The organism is Planococcus ruber (genome assembly GCF_022819085.1).
GTDB lineage: Bacteria > Bacillota > Bacilli > Bacillales_A > Planococcaceae > Planococcus > Planococcus ruber.
Genome location: NZ_JALHAG010000013.1, coordinates 39,955 through 64,096 on the forward strand (window position 1 = coordinate 39,955; position 24,142 = coordinate 64,096).

A 24,142-nucleotide genomic window follows, 5' to 3' on the forward strand; every position below is an offset into this window, starting at 1 on the left:
TTATGTTTAATTGAGTTTTGTCAGTAAAATGGGCTCGCCTTTAGTGACAAGAACCGTGTGTTCAATCTGGGCCACCAGCGATTGGTCAGGCGTGATGAATGTCCAGCCGTCTCCCGATTCCACAATATGCTCAGCTTTCTGGGAAATGAAAGGCTCGACAGCAAGAACCATGCCTTCTTTTAAAATCGTTGTTTCCCATGCATCGTAATAATTCAAAACATGCTGCGGAGCTTCATGCAATGATTTTCCAATGCCGTGTCCCGTTAAGTTCTTAATGACGAACAAACCTTGCTGCTTCGCTTCACGCTCCACCGCTTTTCCGATCTGGTTCAGCTTAGCGCCGGCTTTCACTTTGCTCATCGCCCGGTCAAATGCCGATTCAGCCACTTGGCATAATTTTTCTTTTTCCGAATGGCCATCCCCAACTACAAAAGAAATGCCTGTATCTGCAAAATAGCCTTCATAAGATCCTGACACGTCGATGTTCACGATGTCGCCGTCATTGATAACGCGCTTGCCCGGCATGCCGTGGGCCACTTCTTCGTTCACGCTGATGCATGTATAGCCCGGGAAATCATATTCCGCTTTCGGGCCAGATACGCCGCCAAGCTCTTTGAACATTTTGCCGCCCAGTTCATCCAATTCTTTTGTCGTAACGCCTGGCTTCGTCGCTGCTTTCATCGCTTCGCGAATTTCAGCTACCATGCGCCCCGCTTTCTTCAGCATTTCAATATCTTTCTCATTCGTTGCAATCATTTGATACCCTTCTTTCAAATTGTCTACTGAAAATTATAGCACACGAAAAGCGCAAGCGCCCGTTTGGTGCCGACAAGCGCTGGAAGCTTTTTCGGTCATGGCGTTCTTAGCCATGGGCGGAAAAGCTGAAGCGACCTCGAGGCACCGGGCGCTGGAGACTAGACAATACGAGAAGCGCAAGCACCCGTTTGGTGCCGTTTATGAAAAGAGCCGCCGGAGAAATTTCCTCTCTGGCGGCTCTCACTTTTTTCAATTCTAAACTTTCACTGGACTTCGGCATCCACCAATTTAGGGGCAGCGGTGAAAAGCGCCGAACAAACCGCGGCTGCCAATAAGAAAACAGGAATCATATAAGTGGCGTTGTAAACAGCCGAATATATTAGCACGTTGCCTTCTGCAAACATCCCGAAGAATAAAACACCCGTGATGACATGCATCAGGTAGCGCAAGAAAGATGCGATCAATACGCCGATCACGGCTGCAGCAATCATGCCGCCTGCTTTCCCTTGCTGATGGGCTTTCAAATAACGGCTGCGCATCAGGCCAGCAAAACCGACGGCTCCGTAAGCGACGAGATAATCCAAAATCACTTGCATCACGACGAAACCGAATGACAACGGCGTAACGGAAATGACGCCGGTTACGATTTGCAGCAACCCGACTAACAGCCCGGTTAAAATTCCGGCCGCGGTGCCTCTTCTAAAAGCCATCAAAACAATGGGGATCATGACCAGGCTGACCGATCCGCCTTGCGGCATTTTAAACGCCACAAAATCCAATACATACCCGAGCGCTCCAAAAATCGCAATCTCCACCATTAACAAAACACGTAAATTTCTCATGACTTCCTCCTTGTGTTGTGCACATCACCAGAAGGGCCGCAGAAAAAAACCATAAAAAGCGGCGCCAGGACAGATCCTGACGCCGCATAAAAGGCAGGTTTCTATCCACATCCCTGCGCAAGCGTTAACTTACAGGTTCGAAGGGTAAGAACAAAACTGTTCACTCTCAGCAAAAGCTCCCCTTGTGGTGTATACATTAAATTCTCTTTCATCCTTCATTGTACACAAGGTCAAATGTGAAAGCAATTCGTTTTAAGTGCTCTTCTTAGGGTACACTTTTATTGATGAACTATTTTGAAAGGTGGTGAAAGCAGCAAGCATCCATTTGCTGCTAAGGACATGATTGACTTACTAAAAGATTTGATTAAAATCAAAAGCGATGATCAAGAAGGCGCCAATCAAGCATTACTGTTTTGTGCCGATTGGCTGAAAGAAAAAGGAGAAACTGTCACGATCCATGAAAACAACGGCTTCAAGATGCTTACTGCCATCAAAGGCGCCGGAGAAGAGACGCTCATCTGGAACGGCCATGTGGACGTGGTGCCTGGACACGAAGAGCAATTCACCCCATTCGAAGAACTTGGACGTTTATATGGCCGCGGCGCAGCCGATATGAAAGCGGGCGTAGCGGCAATGATGCAGGCGTTCATCGAACTCGATGCCTCGGCTTTGGAGAAAACGGTTCAACTACATATTGTCACCGATGAGGAAATCGGCGGCCGCAATACATCGAAATGGTTGGTTGACCAAGGATACCATGGCGACTTTGTCATCTGCGGAGAACCGACAGGCTTAAAAGTCGGGCTCCAATCAAAAGGCATATTACGAATGGATTTGACTTTTAAAGGAAAACCGGCGCATGGCAGCCGCCCTTGGGAAGGCATCAATGCCATCGAATCAGCGATGAAATACCATATGGCCATGAGCGAATTGCCTTTCCGGAAAGAATCGACGGAATACTACGAGCAGCCATCCGTCAACTTGCCGATCATCAAGGCAGGCGACCGCTATAATGTCGTGCCGGAAATTTGCCATATGTCCTACGATATCCGCTTTATGCCCGGACAGGACAAAGATGAAATCGTCCGGCAAATGGCTGAACTGGCGGATACGTTAAATGTGGATATGGAATATAAAGCAAGCGGTTCTACACCTGCTTTAACAACGACTCAAGAAAATCCGTATATCCAAATGCTGCAGAAAGCGATTAAAAACGTAACGGATCAGGAAGCGATTCTTTTTGGCCAGCACGGGGCTGCGGATACACGCTACTATGCGGAAGTTACGGGCGGCGAAGGCGCAATTGAATTTGGCCCGAGCGGAGATGACTGGCACGGCAATGCGGAATATGTCACGATCTCCAGTGTCCATGAATACAAAGAAATCCTTGTTGCGCATGCCCTCTCTAAATGAAAAAGGTTTGCGTTTCATGAAATAAGGGAAATCATTAATTAGCGAATCTATGATGGGAGCGATGAATATGGGAATCGGACGCATTGTGAAGACGGCAATTAAGATTGCACCTATTGCCTACCCAATTATTAAAAAAGTGATGGACAGCAAAAAAGCTGGAAATACGACACCTTATAAGACGCCAAACTCCAAACGATAAAAACAAAGCCGCAGCGATTGAAATCGCTGCGGCTTTGTTTTATTCAAATATAAGGAAGAACTTCACGCAAGGCTAAGTAGTCCAATTCCACTTTTTCAGATGGGCGCATGGCCGATGTATTTTCCAACGCCGGCGGATTCTCGGTTGAGACTGCACCTTGTTCCTGCGCTTGTAGAATCTGTTCGAAACTTAACGGGTTCGGTGCAGGGAGTTCGGTGTTCTCAACTTTCCAGCCTTTCTGGTACTGCTCTAAAAAAGCATTGGCCATCGCTTGATAGCCTGTAAAATTCGGATGGACATCTGCAGGATTCGGCACTTTATCCGTTGGCGATGCACCAAAAGCGGCATCAACCGGAACAAACTGCGCCCCCGCTTTCGCCGCCGATTGTTTTAAAATCGCATTCAAGCGGTCCAGCTGCTTGCCTGTCCCTTCTTTTTGCGAATCACGTACATGCGGATAAGCGAAATAATAGCCCATGACGTAGACGTCCGCTTTCGGGGCTCTTGCTTTCAATTCGGCTAGGATGGCTTCCATGTTCTGCCGCGCCTCATTCAACGCAAAGTCAGCCTGGATTTGCTGAAAAGTCAGCGAGCCTTCTTTTGGATTTACTTGCACTAAGCGCAGTAAGTCATTGGCTCCCGCTGATAGCGTGATGATATTCGCTGAAGCCAACACTTCTTTTGCTTCCGGAGACTTGATTCTCTCCAACACATCTTCTGTCGTAAAGCCTGGGAACGCCAAGTCTTTCGTGAATAAAGCGACAGGCTGATGGCGTGCGAGCTCTCCGGCAATCATATCCGCGTAGCCCGCATCAATTTGGGAATTGGGCGTTTGCCCTGCAGCCAAGGAATCGCCCAACGCTACATAAACCGCAGGTATTTTAATCGCTGCCTGCGCTTGCACCGAAGAACCGAAGAACATGAAAACCAGCACCAACGCGATTCCTATTTTCTTCACTTTGCTCACCTCTTAAAATGCCCAGTTTCCGTTCCGGAAAACCGGTTCGCTTGAGCCGTCTTCGTAAATGCCGTCAATCGACATCTCGCCGCTGCCGATCATAAAATCTTCGTGAACGATTGATGTGTTCAATCCGATTGACTCCAATTGTGTACGTTCCAAATCACGCGCTCCTTCGTAGCACGTTGGATACGAATCGCCGATTGCCAAGTGGTTTGATGCATTTTCATCGAAAAGCGTATTATAGAAAAGAATATTGGCATCCGAAATAGGCGACTCATGAGGAACTAAAGCTACTTCCCCTAGGTACGCTGCCCCTTCATCCGACTGGATCATTTCATCCAGCAGCTCTTGTCCGACTCCAGCTTCCGCCTTCACAATTTTCCCTTTTTCAAAAGTCAATGTGAAATCATCAATGATATTCCCTTGGTAGACAAGCGGTTTTGTGTTGCGGACAAACCCTTCGACACCATATTTAGTCGGGACGGTATAGACTTCTTCCGTCGGCATATTGGCGATGAACGAATTGCCTTGCGGCGTTTTTGCAGCGCCTGTCAGCCATAGATGCTTTTCCGGAAGAGAAATCGTCAAATCCGTTCCAGGTGCTGTGTAATGCAATTTCGCAAACCGTTTTTCATTCAATTGTGCAGCACGGGTTTCCAAATGCTCAACGTGGTCTGTCCATTTTTGGACAGCATCGCCTTCGCCAATGCGCACTGTTTTAAAGATGGCATTCCAAAGCGCTTCAATTTGCTGATCGCTTTCAAGATCCGGGAATACTTTTTCGGCCCATTTCTTGGAAGGGATGGCGATAATCGACCATGCAATTTTATCCGAGCCCACTGCTTGGCGGTAGTTCTCCAATGCCTTGCCTGCTGATTTCTGTGAATCCGACAGACGTTTCGTTGGGATTCCGGTCAATAAATCCGGATCTTCTGCATCAATCCACAAGAAGGAACCGCCCGTCTTAATGATTTCATCGCGCTGGACAACTGACCATTCCGGATATTCGTTGAACGCTTCGTCCGGCGCCAATTCGTAATGGTCGCGTGTATGGACTGGGTCTGCGTAATTGACATGGACGCGCTTCGCACCAGCTTCATATGCTTTTTTCACCACTAAGCGTGTGAATTCGACGGTATCTGTCGTTGTATTGATCAGAATGATTTGCCCTTTTTGGACATTCAAGCCGACATGGACTGTCAGCTCTGCATATTGTTCCATTTTCTCTTGAAAAGTCATCATTTTTTCCCCTTTTCAGAAACTGTTTTGCTGTTGCCTGCCACCAATTGGCCGCCATGAAGAATTTTTTGGACCGGTTTTGACGGCAATTCTTTCGTGAATTTCTTGTAATGCCGTTCATCTGCGTAAGCGAGCAGCGTCAAGACTTCGCCGTCTGCACCTGCTCGTCCCGTGCGTCCTGAACGGTGCATATACTGCTCCACTGATTGCGGCACGTCCACGTGAATAACGTGGGTAACGGCGTCAATATCCAATCCTCTGGCCGCCACTTCCGTTGCGATTAAAATGGAAACTTCTCCGTTCCGGAACGAATCCAATGCTTTTTTCCGTTGATCTTTGTTCATTTCCGAGTGCAGCGTCACAATTTTGGCATCGCGGAACTTCAGTTTATTTTCTTTCATCAACAGTTGATCCAGGTTATTGACGAAAGCCAAGCCTTTCATTCCTTCAATATGCGAAATTCTGCGGAGCAGATCCGTTTTATCGCGTTCATCCACTTTAATGAAAGAATGGGTGACTTTTCCTTGCATCGGCAAGTCTTCCGCTGTAACGCGAAGGCGTGTCGGGTGGTTCATCAAACGGTCAGCCACCAATTCGACTTCTTCCGTAATTGTAGCCGACACCAGCACTAACTGGCGGTCGTGCTGCGTTTTTTCAATCAAGTCTTTCATGAGGTTGCGATGTTCGCGTGCCATCAATTGGTCGCCTTCATCCAGCACCAGCATCCGGATTTCATGCATTTTCAATTTCTTTGTTTTCACTAATTCACTCAAACGGCCCGGGGTCCCGACAACAATGGCCGGTTTTTTCTTGAGCTTTTCAAGCTGGCGCTGCATATTCGCGCCGCCGATCAATTGTGTGACGGTAACATCCGTGCCTTCTGTCCATTCGCGCAACACATTGACAATTTGCATCGACAGCTCCTGGGACGGTGCCACAATCATTGCTTGGACGGATTTTTTCTCCGGATTGATGCGCTGCAGAATCGGCAGTACATAAGCCAAAGTTTTTCCGGAACCTGTCGGAGACTCCGCTACGATGTCATTGCCTGCGAGCATTTCAGGAATCATCTGCTCTTGGATCGGCATTGCCTGTTCAAATCCTGCATTTTTCCATTTTTCCTGCCAAATTGGATCCAGTTCATTTATATAGTTCATCTTTTATTCCACCTTCTTTTCGATGCTAATAGTGTACCATATTTGGCGCCATAGCTGGACATTTTGAAGCACCTCGGCAAACGTTCCGTTTCCATCAAAAAAGCCAGCCCATATTCAGGCTGGCTAAGCTTATTCGGTTACTTGCTTTTGTTTATAGACAATTTCTTTTTCCGCTTCCGTTACTGGGCGTGTCGGTTTTTTAATGAACAAGGCCAAAAGCAGCGCAACGAGTGCAATGAAGGTAGAAACAAAGAATGAAAAGTTAATGCCTTCAAGCATCGCCATATTCAAAATCTGTTCCGGCGGAGTTCCGCTCAAAGCCAAATCTTTTGCTGCAGATTCTGTGCGGGCATTCATAATAGAGATCAAGAATGCAGAACCGACAGCTCCAGCGACTTGCTGCAGCGTATTGTTAATCGCTGTACCGTGCGGATACGATTTCATCGGCAATGTATTCAAACCGTTCGTCATAACCGGCATCATGACCATTGAAATCCCGAACATCCGCAGCGTGTAGATGAGCATGATATTTACAAAGCTTGAATCGATGCTAAGCTGGCTGAACATATAAGTCGTCAAGACGACAATTAATAATCCTGGAACCGCAAGAACTTTCGCGCCGAAGCGGTCAAACAAGCGGCCCGTCACCGGTGACATGACCCCCATCACTAAAGCGCCCGGCAGCATCAGCAAACCGGAGTTGATCGGTGAAATCCCTTTGATGCTTTGAATATAGATTGGCATCAAAATCATCGCTGAGAACATCGACATCGACACAACCACAGAAATGGCTGAAGACAAAGCAAACATCGGATATTTGTAGATGCGGATTTGCAATAAAGGCTCATCCAATTTCAATTGGCGGAAAATGAAAATGATTAGCGATACAATCCCGACAGCAATTGTCGTCATCACGACAGGATCGGTCCATCCCATTGTTCCGGCCGAGCTGAATCCGTAGAGGATGCCGCCGAAGCCTAACGTCGAAAGAATCAGTGATCCGGTATCAAGCGAGATATTGCGGTCTTGGAACGTCAAGTTCTTCAGTTTAAAGATACCGAGTGCAAGCGGCACTACGGCTATCGGCAAGACGATCCAGAACAGGACACGCCATGAGTAGTGTTCAACGATAAATCCTGAAAGGGTTGGCCCGATAGCCGGGGCTACGACCATGACAAGGCCAAAGACGCCCATTGCTTGTCCGCGTTTTTCCACAGGAAACGCTGCGAGCATAACGTTCATTAGTAACGGCATCATTAGCGCCGCACCAGATGCTTGGATCATGCGCCCGATCAAGAGGACGCTAAATACAGGTGCTACTGCCGCAAGTAACGTCCCTGTCGCGAACAACGACATCGCTACGATAAAAATCGAGCGGTTTGAGTAGCGTTGGATCAAATAAGCACTGGCCGGGATTAAGATCCCGTTGACCAGCATATACGCGGTCACGAGCCATTGCGCGGTCGATGCATCGATTTCAAAATCGCCCATGATCGACGGCAATGCTACGTTCAATAAAGTCTGGTTAAAGATGGCCACAAATGCTCCAGTAAAGAGTATGGCAATAATGCCATAAGGCGGTTTTTTCTGTTCTGTCATTCTTTTATTCCTCCGTAATTTCTTGCGTGATTATGGTTCTTTATTTCTCCATTGCATTATTCTATACCGCTCGTCCAATTTAATCAAGAGAAATATACCGACAGTCCAAAAACATTGATTTGAAAGTGTTTTCAAGATATGATGAGACTAGACTACGAGTATAAAGGTGAATGAAATGAATTCAAAAAAACAAAAAATTACGAACGCCGCGTATAAGCTTTTCATCAATCAAGGATATAATTCTTCTTCCATCCAGGACATCCTTGATGAAGCGGGCGTATCGAAAGGCACGTTCTATAATTATTTTTCCTCCAAAACGGAATGCCTGATTGCTATTATGGAATCGGTGGGCAGCGAAATTCGCCAGAAACGGATTGCGGCCTCTGTCGGAAGACCGCTCGATGACTTGGACGTTCTCGCCGAGCAAATGTACATCCGCATCCAGATGAACCGCGAGAAAAATCTCTTCGCTTTGTACGAAAGCATTTTCTATTCCCAGGACGAAGAACTGAAGAAATATGCACGGGAAGTATACATCACGGAATTGAACTGGATTGCTACCCGCATCACTGACGTCTTTGGTGACGAGGCTAAGCCTTTCGCTTTAGATAATGCAGCGGCCGTGCACGGCGCTATCCAGCAGCTGATCAATTTATGGAAAGTCACGTCGACTGAGGAGTTGCCGACTAAGGCACTTTCTTCTTTCGTTTTGAGGAGATTAAAAACGAATATAGCGGATCAAATCAAACAAAATGACCGTTTTATCCAAAAAAACAATTTAACGGTTTCCTCCCCGCTTCCGAAAATGACACTTCCGGAATTGAGCGGGAAGTTAAAGGATTTGGTGTGCCAAGAAGACGAACCCGACGCCAGGGAATTGGTTATTTTCCTCGCGGACGAACTTATAGCCAAAGAGCCGCGATATGTATTAATGGAAAGTGCACTCGCTACGCTTTCCAACAGCCATACGTACGAGCTGGAGTTGGTGGCGGCGCTTGAAAAAGTATGGAACATCTTACAGGAACGCAAAAAAGAGGCAAAGCGATAACCGCTTTGCCTCTTTTTCATGGTTTTTTTCGCCCGTTGACCGCTTGTTCAAATGCATAGGCATACTCAATCAATAGCGGTTCGGAAAATGCATTCCCTGTAAAGGCAACGCCGAAAGGTTCATTGTCATCTGTGAAGCTGAATGGAACAGTTATCGAAGGCGCTCCTGCAGCTGCCCCTACATTGCAGCCAAAATCCTGCGGCAACAGCAGCGCATCTGCCCCTACTTCTTTTAAGGTTGCGCTGATTCCATTTTCAGCTGCAAGATAACGGTTGCGCTCCAATGCTTCCACATATTCGCGCTCCGTTAATTGGCCGCTCATGCTATTCGCTTGTTCGAGCAGATTCTGCCCGAACTTCAACATCGTTTCAGCATGCTGATTGTGATAAGCAATCAGATCATCCATGGATCGAATCGGATTCTCCGGATTCGATTTCGCTAAATATGCGTTTAAATCGGCTTTAAACTCGTGAAGGAGAACCGCAAACCCAAGATCGTCCTGGTCAGATCCTAAATCGATGGGATCGATGATTTCAGCTCCGCATTCCCGCAGCTTGTCCATCGCCTGTTCAAACAATTTCATTTGTTTAGCCGGAATCGCTTCTTCAAAAAGAGCGCGCGGCACGGCCAGTTTCACTCCTTTTAATCCATCTTCTTTATAATGGGCCGACCAGTCATAGCCTTCAAACTTCACAGCAAAAGCCGTAATGGCATCTTCCGGATCTTGCCCGATCAATGCAGCAAATACCGATACGGCATCTTCTACTGTCCGGCCGAATGTGCCGGGAATATCCTGGGTATGGGAGAGCGGAATGATTCCGGTTCGGCTAATCAGGCCCATAGTCGGTTTAATGCCGGCTAAGCTGTTCTGGGCTGCCGGATTGATGATGGAACCTGAGGTTTCTGTTCCGATCGAAGCCGCTGCCAGGTTCATCGTGACAGCGGCAGCAGAGCCGGAACTGGAGCCGCCCACATCGAAAGGGCCGTACGGATTTTCCACTTGGCCGCCGCGCGAACTATAGCCGTTGGTCATTTTATCCGACATGAAATTGGCCCATTCGGTCATATTTGTTTTTCCTAAAATGACCGCTCCTGCTTCCCGCAATTTTTTCACGAGGAATGCATCTTTTAAGGCGTAATGATTTTTCATAGCCAGTGAGCCTGCGCTTGTATGCATCTTATCACCCGTATCCATATTGTCCTTGATCAGGAGCGGAATGCCATGCAAAGCCGAGCGTGCACCAGTTGTCCGCCGTTCGAAATCCAATGCCTGGGCAATCTGGAGTGCATCCGGGTTTATTTCCAATATGGCGTTTGTATGAGAATCGCGGACTGAAATGTTTTCTTTATACATTAAAACGAGCTCTTCGGAAGTGACTTTTCCTTCCTCCAGCTCTTTTTGCATTTCAGCGAGCGTCATTTCGTCCAAGCGCTCGTGTCGGTAGGCTTCCAATTTTTTATCATGCATCTGATTTCCTCCCATCCTTCCCCACATTGTCCAGCCGGTTGGCAAATGAAAAAAGCCGGAATTAACCGACTTGATCTTTTTCTGTATATGTTTTCATCAGTTCATAAAGAGATAATTCGTAAAGCTGCCTGCCGTTGATCTTGAACACGTTTTGAGCCACCAACTCTTCAATCACATTCGAACGTTTATCTTCAAATTTTGATTCAGGTATTTGTTCCATGCTGTCCATTCTCTCCTTGTTTTGTCTTCTCTTTTCTTTACCCTTTATAGAAGAAAATTAAAACCTATAAGCAAGAGAATTTGTGACAACTTTTTACAATGCCGCCATATGTTTTATTCAGCCCTTTCGTTAGTTTCAAATAAGAAAAGCTACCCCGCTGGCGAGCCAGCGGAATAGCTTCTCTCAGTTTATTTAGCTGGAATCATTCCACCGCCGAGAGCTCTGCCTGTTTCAGCAATTCCCGCACTTCGGCTGTCGATTTCGTGTTCATCAATTGGTTTCTCAGTTCTCCGGCTCCGCGGAAACCTTTGACGTAAATCTTGAAAAAGCGGTGAAGCCCCGACATCGATCGCGGCAGCTCTTCCAGATACTTGTCATGAAGGTCCAAATGCAGCTTCAATAAGCCAAGCAATTCTTCGCTGCCATGCTCTTTCGGCTCTTTTTCAAAAGCAAACGGATTTTTGAAAATCCCACGGCCGATCATAACCCCATCCACTCCGTATTGTTCAACGAGCTTCAAACCGGTTTCGCGGTCGGGGATGTCTCCGTTGATCGTCAACAACGTATCCGGGGCAATTTCATCGCGCAGTTTCTTGATTTCCGGGATCAATTCCCAATGCGCATCCGCCTGGCTCATTTCTTTTCGCGTGCGCAAGTGGATGGAAAGGTTCGCAATATCTTGCTTGAATACATGCGTCAGCCAGTCGCGCCATTCTTCAAGCTCGGAGTAGCCAAGGCGCGTTTTTACGCTGACTGGCAGTCCTCCCGCTTTGGCTGCCTGGATAATTTCCGCCGCCGCTTCCGGGCGAAGGATCAGGCCGCTGCCTTTTCCTCTTGTGGCGACGTTCGGCACTGGGCATCCCATATTGATGTCGATGCCTTTGAATCCCATTTCCGCCATGCCAATGCTCATTTGGCGGAAGAATTCCGGCTTGTCGCCCCAAATGTGGGCGACCATCGGCTGCTCGTCTTCCGTAAACAATAGGCGTCCACGAACGCTTTTCATGCCTTCCGGATGGCAATAGCTTTCCGTATTCGTAAATTCCGTGAAAAACACATCCGGTCTGCCGGCGTGGCTGACGACGTGCCGAAACACGACATCCGTCACGTCTTCCATGGGTGCAAGTACAAAAAATGGACGCGGCAAGTCGCGCCAAAAATTAGTGGTCATGATGAAGTTCATTCCTTTCGTTTTCTTATCTATTCAGAAGGAAAGCAGACGGCCTTGGAACATGCAGGCTTGCCTGTCCAACCGTCTGCTTTTTATTTATTTTCATTCAGCGAGTTCAAGCCAGGCTACAGCTTCGCAATGCGTCGATTGCGGGAACATATCGACCGGCTGCACTTCTTTTGTGCGGTAGCCGCCGTCTTCCAAGATGCGCAAGTCGCGTGCGAGTGTTGCCGGATTGCACGAAACGTAGACTACACGCTGCGGCCGCTGCTTCAAAATCGTGCGGAGCAATTGCTCGTCGCAGCCTTTTCTCGGCGGGTCGACCATCAAGACATCAGCCGTGCGCCCTTCTTTATACCAGCGGGGAATCACTTGTTCAGCTGGGCCCGCTTCAAATAAGGTATTGGAAAAGCCGTTCAGTTCGGCATTCCGTTTGGCGTCTTCAATGGCTTGCGGCACAATTTCAACGCCCATGACAAATTTGGCCTGCTTGGCAAGGAACAAGGAAATTGTCCCGATGCCGCAATACGCATCGATTACGGTTTCATTCCCCGTTAAATTGGCGTATTGGAGTGCTTGTCCGTAAAGGACTTCGGTTTGTTCCGGATTGATCTGATAGAACGAACGCGCGGAAATTTCAAATCGGACATCGCCGATACGGTCTTCAATCGCATCTTTGCCCCAAAGCGTCAAGGTTTCATCACCAAAAATGACATTTGTCTTTTCAGGATTGACGTTCTGGATGATTGACGTCACTTCCGGCACCAATGAACGGATCCGTTCAACCGCCTGATCCGCTTGTTTGAATTTCTTTTTCTTCGTCACAAGCACGACCATAATTTCGCCGGTTGCCCGCGCTTTACGGACCACCACATGGCGCAGCATGCCGCGATGCGTCGCTTCTTCGTAAGGCTCAATGCCCATTTCATGCAAGCTCTTTTTCAATCCGTTCATGATCGCATCCGCTTCCGGTGTCTGGATGAGGCAAATATCCGTATCTGCTATATCATGCGACCGCGTCCGGTAAAATCCGGCTACCACTCGGCCGTTATCGGTGCCGAACGGAATTTGTGATTTATTGCGGTAGCGCCACGGATCTTCCATGCCCTTCACTGGATGCACCGGCACGTCCGGCAGTTTGCCGATGCGGGTAATGGCGTCGTGCACCAATTTCTGTTTGAATGTCATCTGGCCTTCATAGGAAAGATGCTGGATTTGGCAGCCGCCGCACGTATCGAATACGGGGCAAGGTGCCGTCACCCGGAAAGGTGAAGCCTGTTCTATTTGGATCAATTTGGCAAAGCCATAGGATTTTAAGGTTTTCAAAACATGGACCTGGACGTCTTCTCCGGGCAACGCGCCTTGGATGAAAAGCGGATAGCCTTCCACTTTGGCTACGCCTGCTCCGTCATGCGTCAAATCTTCGACATGGACAGACAGCCGATCATTTTTTTGTACTGGTTTCAAAGTGTTCACTCCATTTCACATTGCTTTATCATACAATAAAAAAACGCGGCAGGCAAAACCTGCGCGCGCTTCTCGCTGCCAAATCACAGGCAGCTCGTTCAACTTCTTCTATCGAAGTTTTATTTTTGTTCGTCTTTCGTCACCGCTCCGTCTTTCAGGGAAATCCAGAAACCGGCGACAATGGACGCAATCAGTACAATGAATGGTGCATAAAATATTAAGAAATCCTGCATATCAGTTTCCTCCTTTATACATGATAATCCGATTTTCCTTTAACGTAGTCTTTGTCGAATAGGAACAGGCGGAACAAGAGATACAAGGAAGGCAGCAAGAGCCCAAGCCCGGCAATGAATGCCACAATCAAGGCAATCGCCATCGTTTCGTTTGTGAAACTGTCATAAATCGTCAAGTACGGATACAGCAAATACGGGAAATGGGACAATCCGTAAGCGAAAAATGCGGTAAAGAACTGTCCGACCAAAAGAATAAATGCCAAACCGTAATTTCTTCTCTTCCAGATCAAGTAAACCGTTCCGACGAACAAAAGGAACGAAATCGCGAATACCCACCAAAGATCGAGCAAGTTCTCGTAATGTTCCGGACTGTGGCCGCGCAGCTCGTAAATGATGCCGGTTGCTGTAATAATCGCAGGCCCTGCCCAGATCAACGCGTATTTCCGCATGAGGTCCGTCGCTTTCACATCTCCTGCTTTATTGGCGTACCAAGTCAGGAAGACAGCTGAAATATAAAGCACGGCCGCAATGCTTAGAACGACGATGCTCCACATGAGCGGACTTGTAAACAATGCCCAATAATCCAGGTGCGGGTTTCCATCCACCATGTTGATGAATCCGCCTTCCGATATGGCGAGCACCGGTGAAAGCGCAGCCGGCAGCAATAATCCGGAAAGGCCATACATATAGATATAGCCTCTATGATTGATTTTCGCCCCGTAAGTCGCAAAGGCATAATATGAACCGCGGATCGCGAGCAGGATGAGCGCAATGCTCGCCGGCACGAGCAAAGTGGTGCCGTAGTAAAATGCCGTTTGCGGGAAAAACCCGATGATGCCGACAAAGAAGAAAACGAAGAAAACGTTCGTCACTTCCCATACCGGCGATAAATAACGCTGGATAATATTCGTCAAAATGTGCTGCTTGTTCGTAAAGGCGCTATAAGCGTTAAAGAAACCGGCGCCGAAATCAATCGACGCCACAATGACGTACAAGAACAGAAACAGCCAGAGAACTGAAATACCGATAACTTCTAACGTTAACGTCATTCTTTTTCACCGCCCTTTTGAGCTTCACGAGCTGCCAATTCTTTTTCAATCGGATTGCGCTTATACATACGGAGCAGAACGACAATCGTGCCGATGCCGAGGATAAAGTACAAGCCGGCAAACAAGATGATCATCAGATCGACTTGGCCGCTCGTCGTCGCTGCTTCTTCAACGGTCATATAGCCCCGCAAAATCCATGGCTGCCGTCCGACTTCGGTGAACCACCAGCCGGCTTCAATCGCAACCAATGCAAGCGGCCCGCTGATCAAGGTCAGCCAGAGGAACCATTTCTGTTTGACGAATTTCCATCCCCGCCACGAAGCGGCAACATACACAAAGGCGATAAATGCAAGCCACATGCCGATGGACACCATGATATCAAATAGATAATGGATCCAAAGCGGCGGCACTTCATCTTCCGGGAACTCATTCAATCCGGTGACTTCAGCATTCGGCAGACTGTGTGCCAGGATGCTGAGCGCGTAAGGAATGCGAATCGCATACTTCGGTTCTTCACCGTCCAATACCCCGAATAAGACCAAATCTGCGCCTTCTTCGGTTTCAAAATGCCATTCAGCGGCCGCCAATTTTTCCGGCTGGTATTCGGCCAAATATTTACCGGAGAAATCTCCGATGATGGCTGTTGCGATTGCAAAAACCAATCCGAGCTTCATCGTCAAATGCAACGCTTTTTTATGATAGATGTGTGTTGAACCCCGGATGATCCGAAGCGCTGCAATCGATGCCAGCAAGAACGCACACGTCAAGAACGCCGTCGCCACAACGTGCGCCACTTTCGTCGGCATGGCCGGGTTGAAAATCGCCAAGAACGGGCTGACGTTGACCAATTCGCCATTCAATACTTCAAAACCTTGCGGCGAATTCATGAACGCATTGACGATGGTGATGAAAACAGAGGAAGCCGCTGCTCCAAGAGCTACCGGAATCAGCAGCAGCAAATGTTTGCGCTGATCTTCGAAGCGGTCCCATGTGTAAAGATAAATTCCAAGGAAAATCGCTTCAAAGAAGAAAGCGAAAACTTCCATGAATAATGGCAATGCAATGACATTCCCTGCCACTTGCATAAAGTTCGGCCAAAGGAGCGATAATTGCAGCCCGATGGCCGTACCCGTCACAACTCCGACCGCGACGGTGATGACAAATCCACGCGCCCAGCGGCGAGCCAACAGGATATAATGGTCGTCATTTTTCTTAATGCCGACCCACTGCGCAATCATGATCATCAGCGGAACGCCGACGCCGATTGTCGCATAAATAATATGGAAAGAAAGCGTTAATAACGTTAAGATCCGACTCAGTAAAGCAGTATCTTCTAATACCATTTACGTTTTCTCCTTTCAAAATCACCCTGTACTCCCGTTACCCTTTTATACCCCTATTGTACCCTACTCTCCTACTCTTCTCTTTCTTCAACCATCTGAAACCTCGACTTTTTCCCGCAGCTATGAATAACTTGTGACAAAAGAGGGTATGTATAGATTGTAAAATTTCTAAATTTTTAGTATTCTAATTAGAATAAAAAAAAAGGGTGAAGCATCATGGAAACTAGACGAAAAGTATTTGCTTACATTACGAGAGGACCAGAAGAGAAACGGGAATTATTAGTATTTGAACATAAAGGTGAGCCGGAAGCAGGACTCCAGGTTCCAGGGGGCACCATTGAAGAAGATGAAATGCTGATTGATGCGCTTTACCGGGAAGTGCTGGAAGAAACCGGTTTGCCGCGTGTCGTATTGGAGTTTGTCGGGAAAGTGCACAAATACAATTATTACCCAGACCACAAAGATAAAGTGTATGAGCGCAACATCTTTCACTTTGAATATACCGGGGAACCGGTCGACTCATGGGAGCATGTAGTGGTCAGCGATGGACAAGACAATGGCCGGACGTTCCAGTTCCATTGGGAACCGGTTGACCATCTGCCAAAACTGGCGGCAGAGCAGGATCAAGCGATCGAATTGCTGTAACCGCATTAGCTATTTTCTTATGGATTTTCATTTTAAAAAGCGCATGGATTTTCATCCATGCGCTTTTGCTTTTTTTATTGTCATGTTTTCCGCTTTTCCTTATTGTCCAGACTCCAGCGCCTAGCCCCTCGGGTCATAAGCCAGACCAGCTGTGCGGCAAAGAGTGCCGCTTCGCTGATCCGTCTTATGCCCGTCGGAGCTGGATAGGCGCTTCCGCTTTTCCTTATTGTCCAGACTCCAGCGCCTAGCTCCTCGGGTCATAAGCCAGACCAGCTGTGCGGCAAAGAACACCGCTTCGCTGTTCCGTCTTATGCCCGTCGGAGCTGGATAGGCGCTTCCGCTTTTCCTTATTTTCGGTCTTTTTCACTGATTGAATCAATCGGCACCATGACTTCAATATGCTGCGCCAAGTTTTCAAAAGTAGCCGGCAATAAGCCGCCGTATTCCCCGTCTAAGTTCAACAGCACCCGTTCATCTGAAGTTACGGCAATCTTGCTCGCTTTTGCATAAATGACATGCGGATCGGATAAATGCTCGCCGCGCAGTGCCAATGTCGCCAACCGAATAAATTCCGCCATATTCACTTCTTTCAAAATCAATAACGTGAATTTGCCGTCGTTGATGCTGGCATCCGGCGCCAATTTTTCAAAACCGCCGACTGAGTTGGTCAAACCGATCAAGAACATCATCGCCTGGTCTTCAAAAACGTTGCCGTCATATTCGATTCGGACACGGGAAGAACGGATGGATGGCAGCATTTCAATCCCTTTTAAATAATACGCCATCTGGCCGAGCACCGTTTTCAATTTGCTTGGGACTTCGTAGGTCAATTCCGTCAGCCTTCCGCCTCCGGCAATATTGATAAAATGACGGTCTCCCATCAGCCCGACATCCACCGGGATCGAGTCTCCCTGCAAAATGATATCGACTGCTTTATTGATATCTCTCGGAATATGGACAGCTCGGGCAAAATCATTCGTCGTCCCCATCGGGATCAAGCCGATTTTCGGACGGTTCTCAAATGTCGAGACACCGGAAACCACTTCGTTTAAAGTGCCGTCTCCGCCTACTGCGACAATCAAATCATAATTCCGTTCAACTGCGAGAGAAGCGGCTTTGGCGGCATCCCCTTCTCCTGTTGTAGCATGGCAGGACGTTTCATAGCCTGCCTGCTCCATTTTTTCGAGCACTTCAGGCAAGTGTTTTCGGAATAATTCTCTCCCGGAAGTTGGATTGTAAATAATTCGTGCACGTTTCATACGATTCAGCCTTTCTCGACGTTCTGCGTTCAATATAAAATAAGACCAGTTTCGGACAAAAGAAGTTCCCTTTAAAACAGAAGATAAATTCCAAGAAAAAAACCGACATCGCGCCGGCCTCTCCTTCTTTCAACTATTACTTCAAAATGTCAAAGAACGTTTTGCGGATGTCCTGGTAGACCGCGCTCCAAAATTCTTCATTCCATACAAAGCCGTCCGAAATTTCGCCGTGCACCGTCTTTTGGTGCAGCTCGAATTGCGGATCGTCTTTTTCAGGCAGACGGGATTTTTTCTCCATCACGAATTCTTGGACTTTCGGTGCGCGAGGGCCCCAATCTCCCACTACTTCGCCTTCTTTGGACAGGAAAATGTATTTGGGAATCGAACGTCCGCCGTTTGTTAAATAGCGGTCCATCAATTCCAGATTTTCGTCGCGGTAGACACAGTGGACTTCGATGCCCGATGCTTCTGCAATCTTACGGAGAATTGCATTGTTCATCATGGCATCGCCGCACCAATCTTCAGTGATAACTAACACATGGGGCTGTTTTTCTTTCAACAGCTCCATCAATTCGGGATCTTCTGGAAGATTGAATTTCTCGTAAATGGAATAGGATTTCTCCTGGTTTGACTCCATCAATGTCATGTATTTTTCCAAGGTGATGGCATTCTCAAAGTATTGTTGTTCCGTCGTCATCAGTTCATCACTTCTCCTTTGTCTTGTCAGCAGCAGATCATGCAGATCTCTCATTCACACTTAACTATTCTTCTTAATCCCTAGTTTACTTGTTGAAAGATAAAGCTTCAAATGTTTTATCCGTTTTTTGCGGGTTCCTTTAGCAAAATAAGGCAAAAAAAGGAACCGGGTTCGCTCGATGCGATTCCGGTTCCGGATTTTGGCTGCGCCAATTAACGTTTTGCAATTTCTTCAAGCAAGATTTTATTGAGCAATGGCGGGTTCGCCTGCCCTTTTGTCTGCTTCATGATTTGGCCGACCAAGAAACCGATTGCGCGGTCTTTGCCGTTTTTAAAGTCTTCGATCGACTGCGGGTTGTTGTCGAGTGCTGCTGTGACGAATTCACGCAAAGTGTTTTCATCCGAGATCTGGACTAGCCCTTTTGCTTTGACGATGTCGTTTGCGTCGCCGCCTTTTTCAATCAATTCCTTGAAGACTTTCTTCGCGATTTTCGACGAAATCGTGCCGTCGGAAATCAATTTGATCATGCCAGCGAGTCCTTCCGGAGTCAGTGCCGTTTCACTTAATTCTTTTTGTTCCGCGTTCATGTAAGCTGAAACTTCACCCATCAACCAGTTGGAAGCAAGCTTCGCATCCGCTCCGGCATCAACCGTCGCTTCAAAAAAGTCAGAGATCGGCTTCGCCAGTGTCAGCACCATGGCGTCGTATGATGACAAGCCAAGTTCTGCCACATAGCGCGCTTTGCGGGCATCCGGAAGTTCCGGGATTTCTGCACGGACGCGTTCAAGCCAAGCGTCGTCAATGACGATATCCACAAGGTCCGGCTCTGGGAAGTAGCGGTAATCATCCGATCCTTCTTTCACGCGCATCAATAGGGTTTTGCCTGTCGCTTCATCGTAGCGTCTTGTTTCCTGCTCGATGATGCCGCCTGACAATAGGACTTGTTCCTGGCGGACTTGTTCATGCTCGATGCCTTTGCGGACATAGTTGAATGAGTTCAAGTTCTTCAATTCGGTTTTTGTGCCGAATTGCTCTTGGCCATATGGACGAAGCGAAATATTGGCGTCGCAGCGAAGCGAGCCTTCTTCCATCCGCACATCCGATACGCCTGTGTATTGGATGATGGCTTTGATTTTTTCGAGGTATGCATAAGCTTCGTCTGCTGTCCGGATGTCCGGCTCAGAAACGATTTCGATCAGCGGCGTGCCTTGGCGGTTAAAGTCGACTAGCGAGTGGCCGTTGCCTGTATGCGTCAGCTTTCCTGCATCTTCTTCCATATGAAGGCGCGTGATGCCGATGCGTTTTTTCTCGCCATTGACTTCAATTTCAACCCAGCCGTGCTCACCGATTGGCTGGTCAAACTGAGAAATTTGGTAAGCTTTCGGATTGTCCGGATAGAAATAATTTTTACGGTCGAATTTCGTATGGCGGGTAATTTCGCAGTTTAATGCCAGCGCCGCTTTCATTGCCCAGTCCACTGCCGTTTTGTTGACGACCGGCAATACTCCCGGATAGCCAAGGTCGATCACGTTCGTGTTCGTGTTTGGTTCCGCACCAAAATGGTTTGGTGCAGGAGAGAACATTTTTGATTCTGTTTTCAGTTCTACGTGGACTTCAAGTCCAATGATCGTTTCAAAGTTCATTGTGCTGCTCCCTCCCAAATCTGAGGCGTTTGTTTATGGAAATCGGTTGCCTTTTCAAAGACATCCGCAACACGATAAATCGTTTCCTCATCAAAATACTTGCCGATGATTTGCAAGCCAAGCGGCAAACCGTTTTCAAATCCACATGGAATCGAAATTGCCGGAACTCCTGCCAGGTTGACTGGAATCGTCAAAATATCGTTGGCATACATCGTCAATGGATCATCCACCTTCTCGCCGATTTTAAACGCCGGCGTCGGAGTTGTTGGCCCGATGATGACATCAAATTTTTCGAAAGCATCGTCAAAATCTTTTTTGATCAGTGTACGGACTTTTTGCGCTTTTTTGTAATAAGCGTCGTAGTAGCCAGAACTTAATGCATAGGTTCCAAGCATGATGCGGCGTTTGACTTCGTCGCCGAATCCTTCAGAACGTGTATTCATATAGAACTCCAGCAAATTGCCTGCTTTTTCTGTGCGGTAGCCGTAGCGGATGCCGTCAAAGCGGGACAAGTTGGATGAAGCTTCTGAAGAAGCAAGCAAGTAATACGTGGCAAGTGCGTATTTGGAATGCGGCAGTGAAATCTCTTCCCACGTTGCGCCTTTTTCTTCAAGAACGGCAAGGGCTTCGCGAACCGCTTGTTTCGCAGCTTCGCCGACGCCTTCTGCAAAATATTCTTTCGGAACGCCAATGCGCAGCCCTTTAATATCGCCAGTCAATGCTTCCGCAAAATTCGGCACTTCGATATTGGCCGAAGTAGAATCGCGCTCGTCATGCCCGGAAATCGCTTCGAGCAATAACGCATTGTCTTTTACGGTTCTTGTAATCGGTCCGATTTGGTCTAATGAAGACGCATAAGCAATCAGACCGAAACGGGAAACCCGTCCGTATGTCGGCTTCATTCCGACCACGCCGCAGAATGCTGCCGGCTGGCGGATCGAGCCGCCGGTGTCCGATCCTAATGTGAATGGCACTTCGCCTGCAGCAACAGCTGCCGCCGATCCGCCTGAAGATCCGCCTGGAACCGTTTCTAGGTTCCATGGGTTTTTCGTGTTTTTATAGTAAGAGTTTTCATTGGAAGAACCCATGGCAAACTCATCCATGTTCAATTTGCCGACGGTGATCATTCCAGCGGCTTTTAATTTTTCTACAACAGTTGCATTGTAGATCGGATTGAATCCTTCCAAAATCCGGCTTGAGGCGGTTGTTTCGATGCCTTCCGTCACGATATTGTCTTTCACTCCGATTGGGAGGCCGAATAGGGGTCCGCGTTCTGCAAGCGGCGTTTGATCCATTTCTTCTGCCTGTTTCGTTGCCTGTTCTTTATTCATCGCTAAAAATGCATCCACTTTCGGATCCAATTTTTCAATGCGTTCAAATGCCTGTTTCGTAATTTCAGCAATGCTGACTTCTTCTTTATGTATCAAGTCCTGCAATTCTGATGACGTTTTATCGACTAAGTTCATTGATTTCCCTCCTCACACTTATTCTAAGATCGTTGGAACTTTTACTTGCCCTGCTTCGTGTTCTTTCACGTTTTTCAAAACGAGTTCCCGGTCCAATCCAGGGACGGATTTATCTTCACGCAAGACGTTGACCATTTGCAATACATGCGTGGTCGGCTCTACATTTTCCGTATCCAATTCATTCAGCAATTCCATTGCGTTCGTAATTGCTTCCAATTGATCCGCAAAATGTACTGCTTCTTCATCAGTAATGGCCAAGCGCGCCAAATGTGCTACTTCAATTACTTCTTCTTTTGTCATTTTCGCCATTTCTCTACACCTCCGGATTCAGTAAACATACGCTCTATCATATCATTTTTTTTAGAAAAGCGGAAGCGCCTGCTCAGCTCCGACAGGCATAAGACGGAACAGCGAAGCGGCGTTCTTTGCCGCATAGCTGGGCTGGCTTATGACCCGAGGAGCTAGGCGCTGAAGTCTGGACAAAGAAAAGCGGAAGCGCCCGGTTAGATTCGACGGGCATAAGACGCTTTGGCGAAGCGGCATCTTTTCAGCCGCACAGCCGGAGTCGCTTATGACCCGAGAATCTGGGCGCTGAAGTCTGGACAAAGAAAAGCGGAAGCGCCCGGTTAGATTCGACGGGCATAAGACGCTTTGGCGAAGCGGCATCTTTTCAGCCGCACAGCCGGAGTGGCTTATGACCCGAGAATCTGGGCGCTGGAGTCTGGACAATAAGAAAAGCGGAAGCGCCTGCTCAGCTCTGAAAGGCATAAGACGGAACAGCTGGCCGGCGCTTTTTGCTACATGAATAAAAGAAACAGAGGCAGCGGAATGGCTGCCTCTTTTAGATTGTCGAGAAACTAGTTGGATGAGAGCGTCCAATTCCGGAAACCGCACTGCGGCGCTATGGACAAGCCTCCCACAATAAACCGAGAAACCCACTCGTCTTATTGCTCCGGCCAGTCCGGAACCGCGCCGGTCCTGGAGTACTCTTCTAAGATATAGAATAAACTAGCGGAGCATCCGGCAAGCGAAGTTATTTTGTGGAATATCGGGTCTCCAAACGAAACTTTTACCATTTCTAACTTTTTCCACACATTGTAAAAAGGCAGCCGAATGGCTGCCTCTGTCCTGTGCAAATTAGTCATAAATATGAACAACCGGTTCGGTCTGATCGATTTTCCGTAAAATCAGCGCTTCCGGCCCATTCGTGGACGTCACACTGATTTCAACTTGAATGTTCTCCGGAAAATGCTCCAATACTAAGCCGGTCAAATATTGAGTGAAACCGATAACTTCAGCGGATCCGTAAAACTGGATAGGAATGTCGATCTGCATTTTGCGGATCTGGTCATCCTGATAAAATCCGGTGCCGATGACGCTCGTGAAGTTTGAAAAATACTCTTCCACATCTTGCTTGAAGTTGCGGAATTTCGTGTCAATAGCCCGGTACTTTTCTTCCGTATTTGAGGACGGGAAAATGACGTATTCTTCATTGACAGCGTTCCAATTCGCCACTGCCCCTTGTCCTCCTGGAGCTACCCCATAGGAAAAATAAGTCCCCGGAGCAATCGCGCCTCGCGTATTCTGTTTAAACAAGCCAACCATGATCGGCACGTCTTTCATGCCTTCTTTTTCACGGAGGCGCTTCACAATTTCATCCGCCATCCGCTTTCCTTCTTTATCCAATTGGGCTTGCGGCACTGACTCTTCGTAAGTAGCGCCATCAGAAGTATTGTAGTAAACCGAATTCAATGCCAAACCAATGGAAACGCCGCCTAGCCGGATTGTTTCATTATCCGTTTTGACTAAATAATTCTGTTCGACGATATGCGCCAAAATTTCCGCAGAAGGATGGTCCCCTGCTTCTTTTTGCGCCGCTGTCCGTCCGTCAGCCGGATTCAGTCCGAGCGGATTTTCTTCCGTTTTGCGGCCCAGCCAGTCCGTTGCATCTTCATCTGTTATTTTCTGGCCTTCCTGGAAATAGTAGTCATCCGGAGAGAATTGGTGCTGCGATATCCGCAGAAGTCCGCTTTCCGCTTCTTTAATATCATAGCGCGAATAAATCCGGTTGATGATTTTTCCCCGTGTGGCACTTTCTTTGTACGGCAGCAGCGTCCGATAATACGCTGCATCCAGCTGGATGCTCGGAATAATCGCCGTTTCCACTTCTTCCTCTGTATTCAGCACTTCTGTATCATCTGACACGGAAGGCACACATCCCGTCAGCAACAATAGGCTGACCGGAATCCACCAAATGCGTTTCATGT

At 47.7% G+C, this 24,142-nt stretch carries 23 protein-coding genes and 1 riboswitch; of the genes, 4 read left to right on the top strand and 19 right to left on the bottom strand.

Translation table 11 applies throughout. The annotated features are described in order from the left end of the window. Nucleotides 1-6 precede the first annotated feature (6 nt). Nucleotides 7-756 carry a type I methionyl aminopeptidase gene (map, locus tag MTR82_RS16835; RefSeq protein WP_246809986.1) on the bottom strand — a complete coding sequence of 250 codons (750 nt, stop codon included), beginning with the start codon at nt 754-756 and terminating at the stop codon, nt 7-9. Between the two features lie 263 nt (nt 757-1,019). After that, a complete protein-coding gene (thiT, locus tag MTR82_RS16840) occupies nt 1,020-1,598 on the bottom strand; it encodes an energy-coupled thiamine transporter ThiT (RefSeq protein WP_052652430.1) in 579 nt (192 codons plus the stop codon). A 93-nt stretch (nt 1,599-1,691) separates the two neighbouring features. Continuing rightward, nucleotides 1,692-1,791, bottom strand: a riboswitch (TPP riboswitch). A 146-nt stretch (nt 1,792-1,937) separates the two neighbouring features. Between thiT and MTR82_RS16845 the strand changes: the two genes are divergently transcribed. Both MTR82_RS16845 and MTR82_RS17130 read left to right on the top strand, forming a co-directional pair. Continuing rightward, complete coding sequence (locus MTR82_RS16845; RefSeq protein ID WP_246810014.1) at nt 1,938-3,011, top strand: M20 family metallopeptidase; 1,074 nt, start codon at nt 1,938-1,940, stop codon at nt 3,009-3,011. Between the two features lie 67 nt (nt 3,012-3,078). After that, nucleotides 3,079-3,210 carry a hypothetical protein gene (locus MTR82_RS17130; protein ID WP_267882916.1) on the top strand — a complete coding sequence of 44 codons (132 nt, stop codon included), beginning with the start codon at nt 3,079-3,081 and terminating at the stop codon, nt 3,208-3,210. A gap of 43 nt (nt 3,211-3,253) precedes the next feature. Here the strand turns inward: MTR82_RS17130 and MTR82_RS16850 are convergent, their stop codons facing one another. The 4 genes from MTR82_RS16850 to MTR82_RS16865 all read right to left on the bottom strand — a co-directional run bounded on the left by MTR82_RS16850 (nt 3,254) and on the right by MTR82_RS16865 (nt 8,166). Beyond that, nucleotides 3,254-4,168 carry an SGNH/GDSL hydrolase family protein gene (locus MTR82_RS16850; protein ID WP_425024029.1) on the bottom strand — a complete coding sequence of 305 codons (915 nt, stop codon included), beginning with the start codon at nt 4,166-4,168 and terminating at the stop codon, nt 3,254-3,256. Nucleotides 4,169-4,180: 12 nt separating this feature from the next. After that, nucleotides 4,181-5,410, bottom strand: a complete 1,230-nt coding sequence (locus MTR82_RS16855) for an aminopeptidase (protein ID WP_246809987.1) — start codon at nt 5,408-5,410, stop codon at nt 4,181-4,183. Beyond that, the gene (locus tag MTR82_RS16860; protein WP_246809988.1) at nt 5,410-6,567 is read right to left on the bottom strand and encodes a DEAD/DEAH box helicase; all 1,158 of its coding nucleotides are present in this window, start codon (nt 6,565-6,567) and stop codon (nt 5,410-5,412) included. The genes MTR82_RS16855 and MTR82_RS16860 overlap by 1 nt, the downstream gene beginning before the upstream one ends. Nucleotides 6,568-6,696: 129 nt before the next feature. Further along, nucleotides 6,697-8,166, bottom strand: coding sequence for an MDR family MFS transporter (locus MTR82_RS16865; RefSeq protein WP_246809989.1), 1,470 nt, complete (start codon nt 8,164-8,166; stop codon nt 6,697-6,699). Nucleotides 8,167-8,341: 175 nt separating this feature from the next. On the opposite strand from MTR82_RS16865, the gene MTR82_RS16870 reads away from it, so the two are divergent. Beyond that, a complete protein-coding gene (locus MTR82_RS16870) occupies nt 8,342-9,214 on the top strand; it encodes a TetR/AcrR family transcriptional regulator (protein ID WP_246809990.1) in 873 nt (290 codons plus the stop codon). 16 nt (nt 9,215-9,230) lie between these two features. Here MTR82_RS16870 and MTR82_RS16875 read toward each other — a convergent pair whose 3' ends face one another. From MTR82_RS16875 to MTR82_RS16900, 7 genes are all read right to left on the bottom strand, one after another. Beyond that, the gene (locus MTR82_RS16875; protein WP_246809991.1) at nt 9,231-10,682 is read right to left on the bottom strand and encodes an amidase family protein; all 1,452 of its coding nucleotides are present in this window, start codon (nt 10,680-10,682) and stop codon (nt 9,231-9,233) included. A gap of 61 nt (nt 10,683-10,743) precedes the next feature. After that, complete coding sequence (locus MTR82_RS16880) at nt 10,744-10,902, bottom strand: Fur-regulated basic protein FbpA (RefSeq protein ID WP_234398963.1); 159 nt, start codon at nt 10,900-10,902, stop codon at nt 10,744-10,746. Between the two features lie 202 nt (nt 10,903-11,104). Continuing rightward, nucleotides 11,105-12,073 (bottom strand): tRNA dihydrouridine synthase, encoded by a 969-nt coding sequence (locus MTR82_RS16885; protein ID WP_246809992.1) that lies wholly within the window; start codon nt 12,071-12,073, stop codon nt 11,105-11,107. 102 nt (nt 12,074-12,175) lie between these two features. After that, nucleotides 12,176-13,540 (bottom strand): 23S rRNA (uracil(1939)-C(5))-methyltransferase RlmD, encoded by a 1,365-nt coding sequence (rlmD, locus tag MTR82_RS16890; RefSeq protein ID WP_246809993.1) that lies wholly within the window; start codon nt 13,538-13,540, stop codon nt 12,176-12,178. A 119-nt stretch (nt 13,541-13,659) separates the two neighbouring features. Continuing rightward, the gene (cydS, locus tag MTR82_RS17205) at nt 13,660-13,773 is read right to left on the bottom strand and encodes a cytochrome bd oxidase small subunit CydS family protein (protein WP_407674784.1); all 114 of its coding nucleotides are present in this window, start codon (nt 13,771-13,773) and stop codon (nt 13,660-13,662) included. A gap of 14 nt (nt 13,774-13,787) precedes the next feature. Continuing rightward, complete coding sequence (locus tag MTR82_RS16895) at nt 13,788-14,822, bottom strand: cytochrome d ubiquinol oxidase subunit II (protein ID WP_246809994.1); 1,035 nt, start codon at nt 14,820-14,822, stop codon at nt 13,788-13,790. Then, on the bottom strand, nt 14,819-16,165 hold the full coding sequence (locus tag MTR82_RS16900) for a cytochrome ubiquinol oxidase subunit I (RefSeq protein ID WP_246809995.1): 1,347 nt from the start codon (nt 16,163-16,165) through the stop codon (nt 14,819-14,821). Before MTR82_RS16900 ends, MTR82_RS16895 begins: the two co-directional genes overlap by 4 nt. A gap of 216 nt (nt 16,166-16,381) precedes the next feature. On the opposite strand from MTR82_RS16900, the gene MTR82_RS16905 reads away from it, so the two are divergent. Further along, nucleotides 16,382-16,810: an NUDIX hydrolase gene (locus MTR82_RS16905; RefSeq protein WP_052652450.1), complete on the top strand. Its 429-nt coding sequence runs from the start codon at nt 16,382-16,384 to the stop codon at nt 16,808-16,810. Between the two features lie 347 nt (nt 16,811-17,157). On the opposite strand, the gene MTR82_RS16910 is transcribed toward MTR82_RS16905, so the two are convergent. The 6 genes from MTR82_RS16910 to MTR82_RS16935 all read right to left on the bottom strand — a co-directional run bounded on the left by MTR82_RS16910 (nt 17,158) and on the right by MTR82_RS16935 (nt 24,140). Then, nucleotides 17,158-18,069, bottom strand: a complete 912-nt coding sequence (locus MTR82_RS16910) for a diacylglycerol kinase (RefSeq protein ID WP_246809996.1) — start codon at nt 18,067-18,069, stop codon at nt 17,158-17,160. A 136-nt stretch (nt 18,070-18,205) separates the two neighbouring features. Next, the gene (locus MTR82_RS16915; protein ID WP_052652454.1) at nt 18,206-18,766 is read right to left on the bottom strand and encodes a thioredoxin family protein; all 561 of its coding nucleotides are present in this window, start codon (nt 18,764-18,766) and stop codon (nt 18,206-18,208) included. A 212-nt stretch (nt 18,767-18,978) separates the two neighbouring features. Next, complete coding sequence (gene gatB, locus MTR82_RS16920) at nt 18,979-20,409, bottom strand: Asp-tRNA(Asn)/Glu-tRNA(Gln) amidotransferase subunit GatB (protein ID WP_052652456.1); 1,431 nt, start codon at nt 20,407-20,409, stop codon at nt 18,979-18,981. Beyond that, nucleotides 20,406-21,875 (bottom strand): Asp-tRNA(Asn)/Glu-tRNA(Gln) amidotransferase subunit GatA, encoded by a 1,470-nt coding sequence (gatA, locus tag MTR82_RS16925; RefSeq protein WP_246809997.1) that lies wholly within the window; start codon nt 21,873-21,875, stop codon nt 20,406-20,408. The genes gatB and gatA overlap by 4 nt, the downstream gene beginning before the upstream one ends. A gap of 18 nt (nt 21,876-21,893) precedes the next feature. Further along, nucleotides 21,894-22,184: an Asp-tRNA(Asn)/Glu-tRNA(Gln) amidotransferase subunit GatC gene (gene gatC / locus MTR82_RS16930; protein WP_052652458.1), complete on the bottom strand. Its 291-nt coding sequence runs from the start codon at nt 22,182-22,184 to the stop codon at nt 21,894-21,896. A gap of 828 nt (nt 22,185-23,012) precedes the next feature. Next, the gene (locus tag MTR82_RS16935; protein ID WP_052652459.1) at nt 23,013-24,140 is read right to left on the bottom strand and encodes a CamS family sex pheromone protein; all 1,128 of its coding nucleotides are present in this window, start codon (nt 24,138-24,140) and stop codon (nt 23,013-23,015) included. Between the last annotated feature and the right edge of the window lie 2 nt (nt 24,141-24,142).

What these genes read in the sequence shown, in the direction of transcription:
- MTR82_RS16860 (WP_246809988.1), bottom strand. Translation starts at nt 6,567, where the DNA reads ATGAACTATATAAATGAACTGGATCCAATTTGGCAGGAAAAATGGAAA.
- thiT (WP_052652430.1), bottom strand. Translation starts at nt 1,598, where the DNA reads ATGAGAAATTTACGTGTTTTGTTAATGGTGGAGATTGCGATTTTTGGA.
- MTR82_RS16885 (WP_246809992.1), bottom strand. Translation starts at nt 12,073, where the DNA reads ATGACCACTAATTTTTGGCGCGACTTGCCGCGTCCATTTTTTGTACTT.
- MTR82_RS16880 (WP_234398963.1), bottom strand. Translation starts at nt 10,902, where the DNA reads ATGGAACAAATACCTGAATCAAAATTTGAAGATAAACGTTCGAATGTG.
- gatB (WP_052652456.1), bottom strand. Translation starts at nt 20,409, where the DNA reads ATGAACTTTGAAACGATCATTGGACTTGAAGTCCACGTAGAACTGAAA.
- MTR82_RS16905 (WP_052652450.1), top strand. Translation starts at nt 16,382, where the DNA reads ATGGAAACTAGACGAAAAGTATTTGCTTACATTACGAGAGGACCAGAA.
- MTR82_RS16855 (WP_246809987.1), bottom strand. Translation starts at nt 5,410, where the DNA reads ATGACTTTTCAAGAGAAAATGGAACAATATGCAGAGCTGACAGTCCAT.
- map (WP_246809986.1), bottom strand. Translation starts at nt 756, where the DNA reads ATGATTGCAACGAATGAGAAAGATATTGAAATGCTGAAGAAAGCGGGG.
- MTR82_RS16895 (WP_246809994.1), bottom strand. Translation starts at nt 14,822, where the DNA reads ATGACGTTAACGTTAGAAGTTATCGGTATTTCAGTTCTCTGGCTGTTT.
- MTR82_RS16900 (WP_246809995.1), bottom strand. Translation starts at nt 16,165, where the DNA reads ATGGTATTAGAAGATACTGCTTTACTGAGTCGGATCTTAACGTTATTA.
- MTR82_RS16845 (WP_246810014.1), top strand. Translation starts at nt 1,938, where the DNA reads ATGATTGACTTACTAAAAGATTTGATTAAAATCAAAAGCGATGATCAA.
- MTR82_RS16910 (WP_246809996.1), bottom strand. Translation starts at nt 18,069, where the DNA reads ATGAAACGTGCACGAATTATTTACAATCCAACTTCCGGGAGAGAATTA.
- MTR82_RS16870 (WP_246809990.1), top strand. Translation starts at nt 8,342, where the DNA reads ATGAATTCAAAAAAACAAAAAATTACGAACGCCGCGTATAAGCTTTTC.
- cydS (WP_407674784.1), bottom strand. Translation starts at nt 13,773, where the DNA reads ATGCAGGATTTCTTAATATTTTATGCACCATTCATTGTACTGATTGCG.
- MTR82_RS16865 (WP_246809989.1), bottom strand. Translation starts at nt 8,166, where the DNA reads ATGACAGAACAGAAAAAACCGCCTTATGGCATTATTGCCATACTCTTT.
- MTR82_RS16915 (WP_052652454.1), bottom strand. Translation starts at nt 18,766, where the DNA reads ATGACGACGGAACAACAATACTTTGAGAATGCCATCACCTTGGAAAAA.
- MTR82_RS17130 (WP_267882916.1), top strand. Translation starts at nt 3,079, where the DNA reads ATGGGAATCGGACGCATTGTGAAGACGGCAATTAAGATTGCACCTATT.
- gatA (WP_246809997.1), bottom strand. Translation starts at nt 21,875, where the DNA reads ATGAACTTAGTCGATAAAACGTCATCAGAATTGCAGGACTTGATACAT.
- gatC (WP_052652458.1), bottom strand. Translation starts at nt 22,184, where the DNA reads ATGGCGAAAATGACAAAAGAAGAAGTAATTGAAGTAGCACATTTGGCG.
- MTR82_RS16935 (WP_052652459.1), bottom strand. Translation starts at nt 24,140, where the DNA reads ATGAAACGCATTTGGTGGATTCCGGTCAGCCTATTGTTGCTGACGGGA.
- MTR82_RS16875 (WP_246809991.1), bottom strand. Translation starts at nt 10,682, where the DNA reads ATGCATGATAAAAAATTGGAAGCCTACCGACACGAGCGCTTGGACGAA.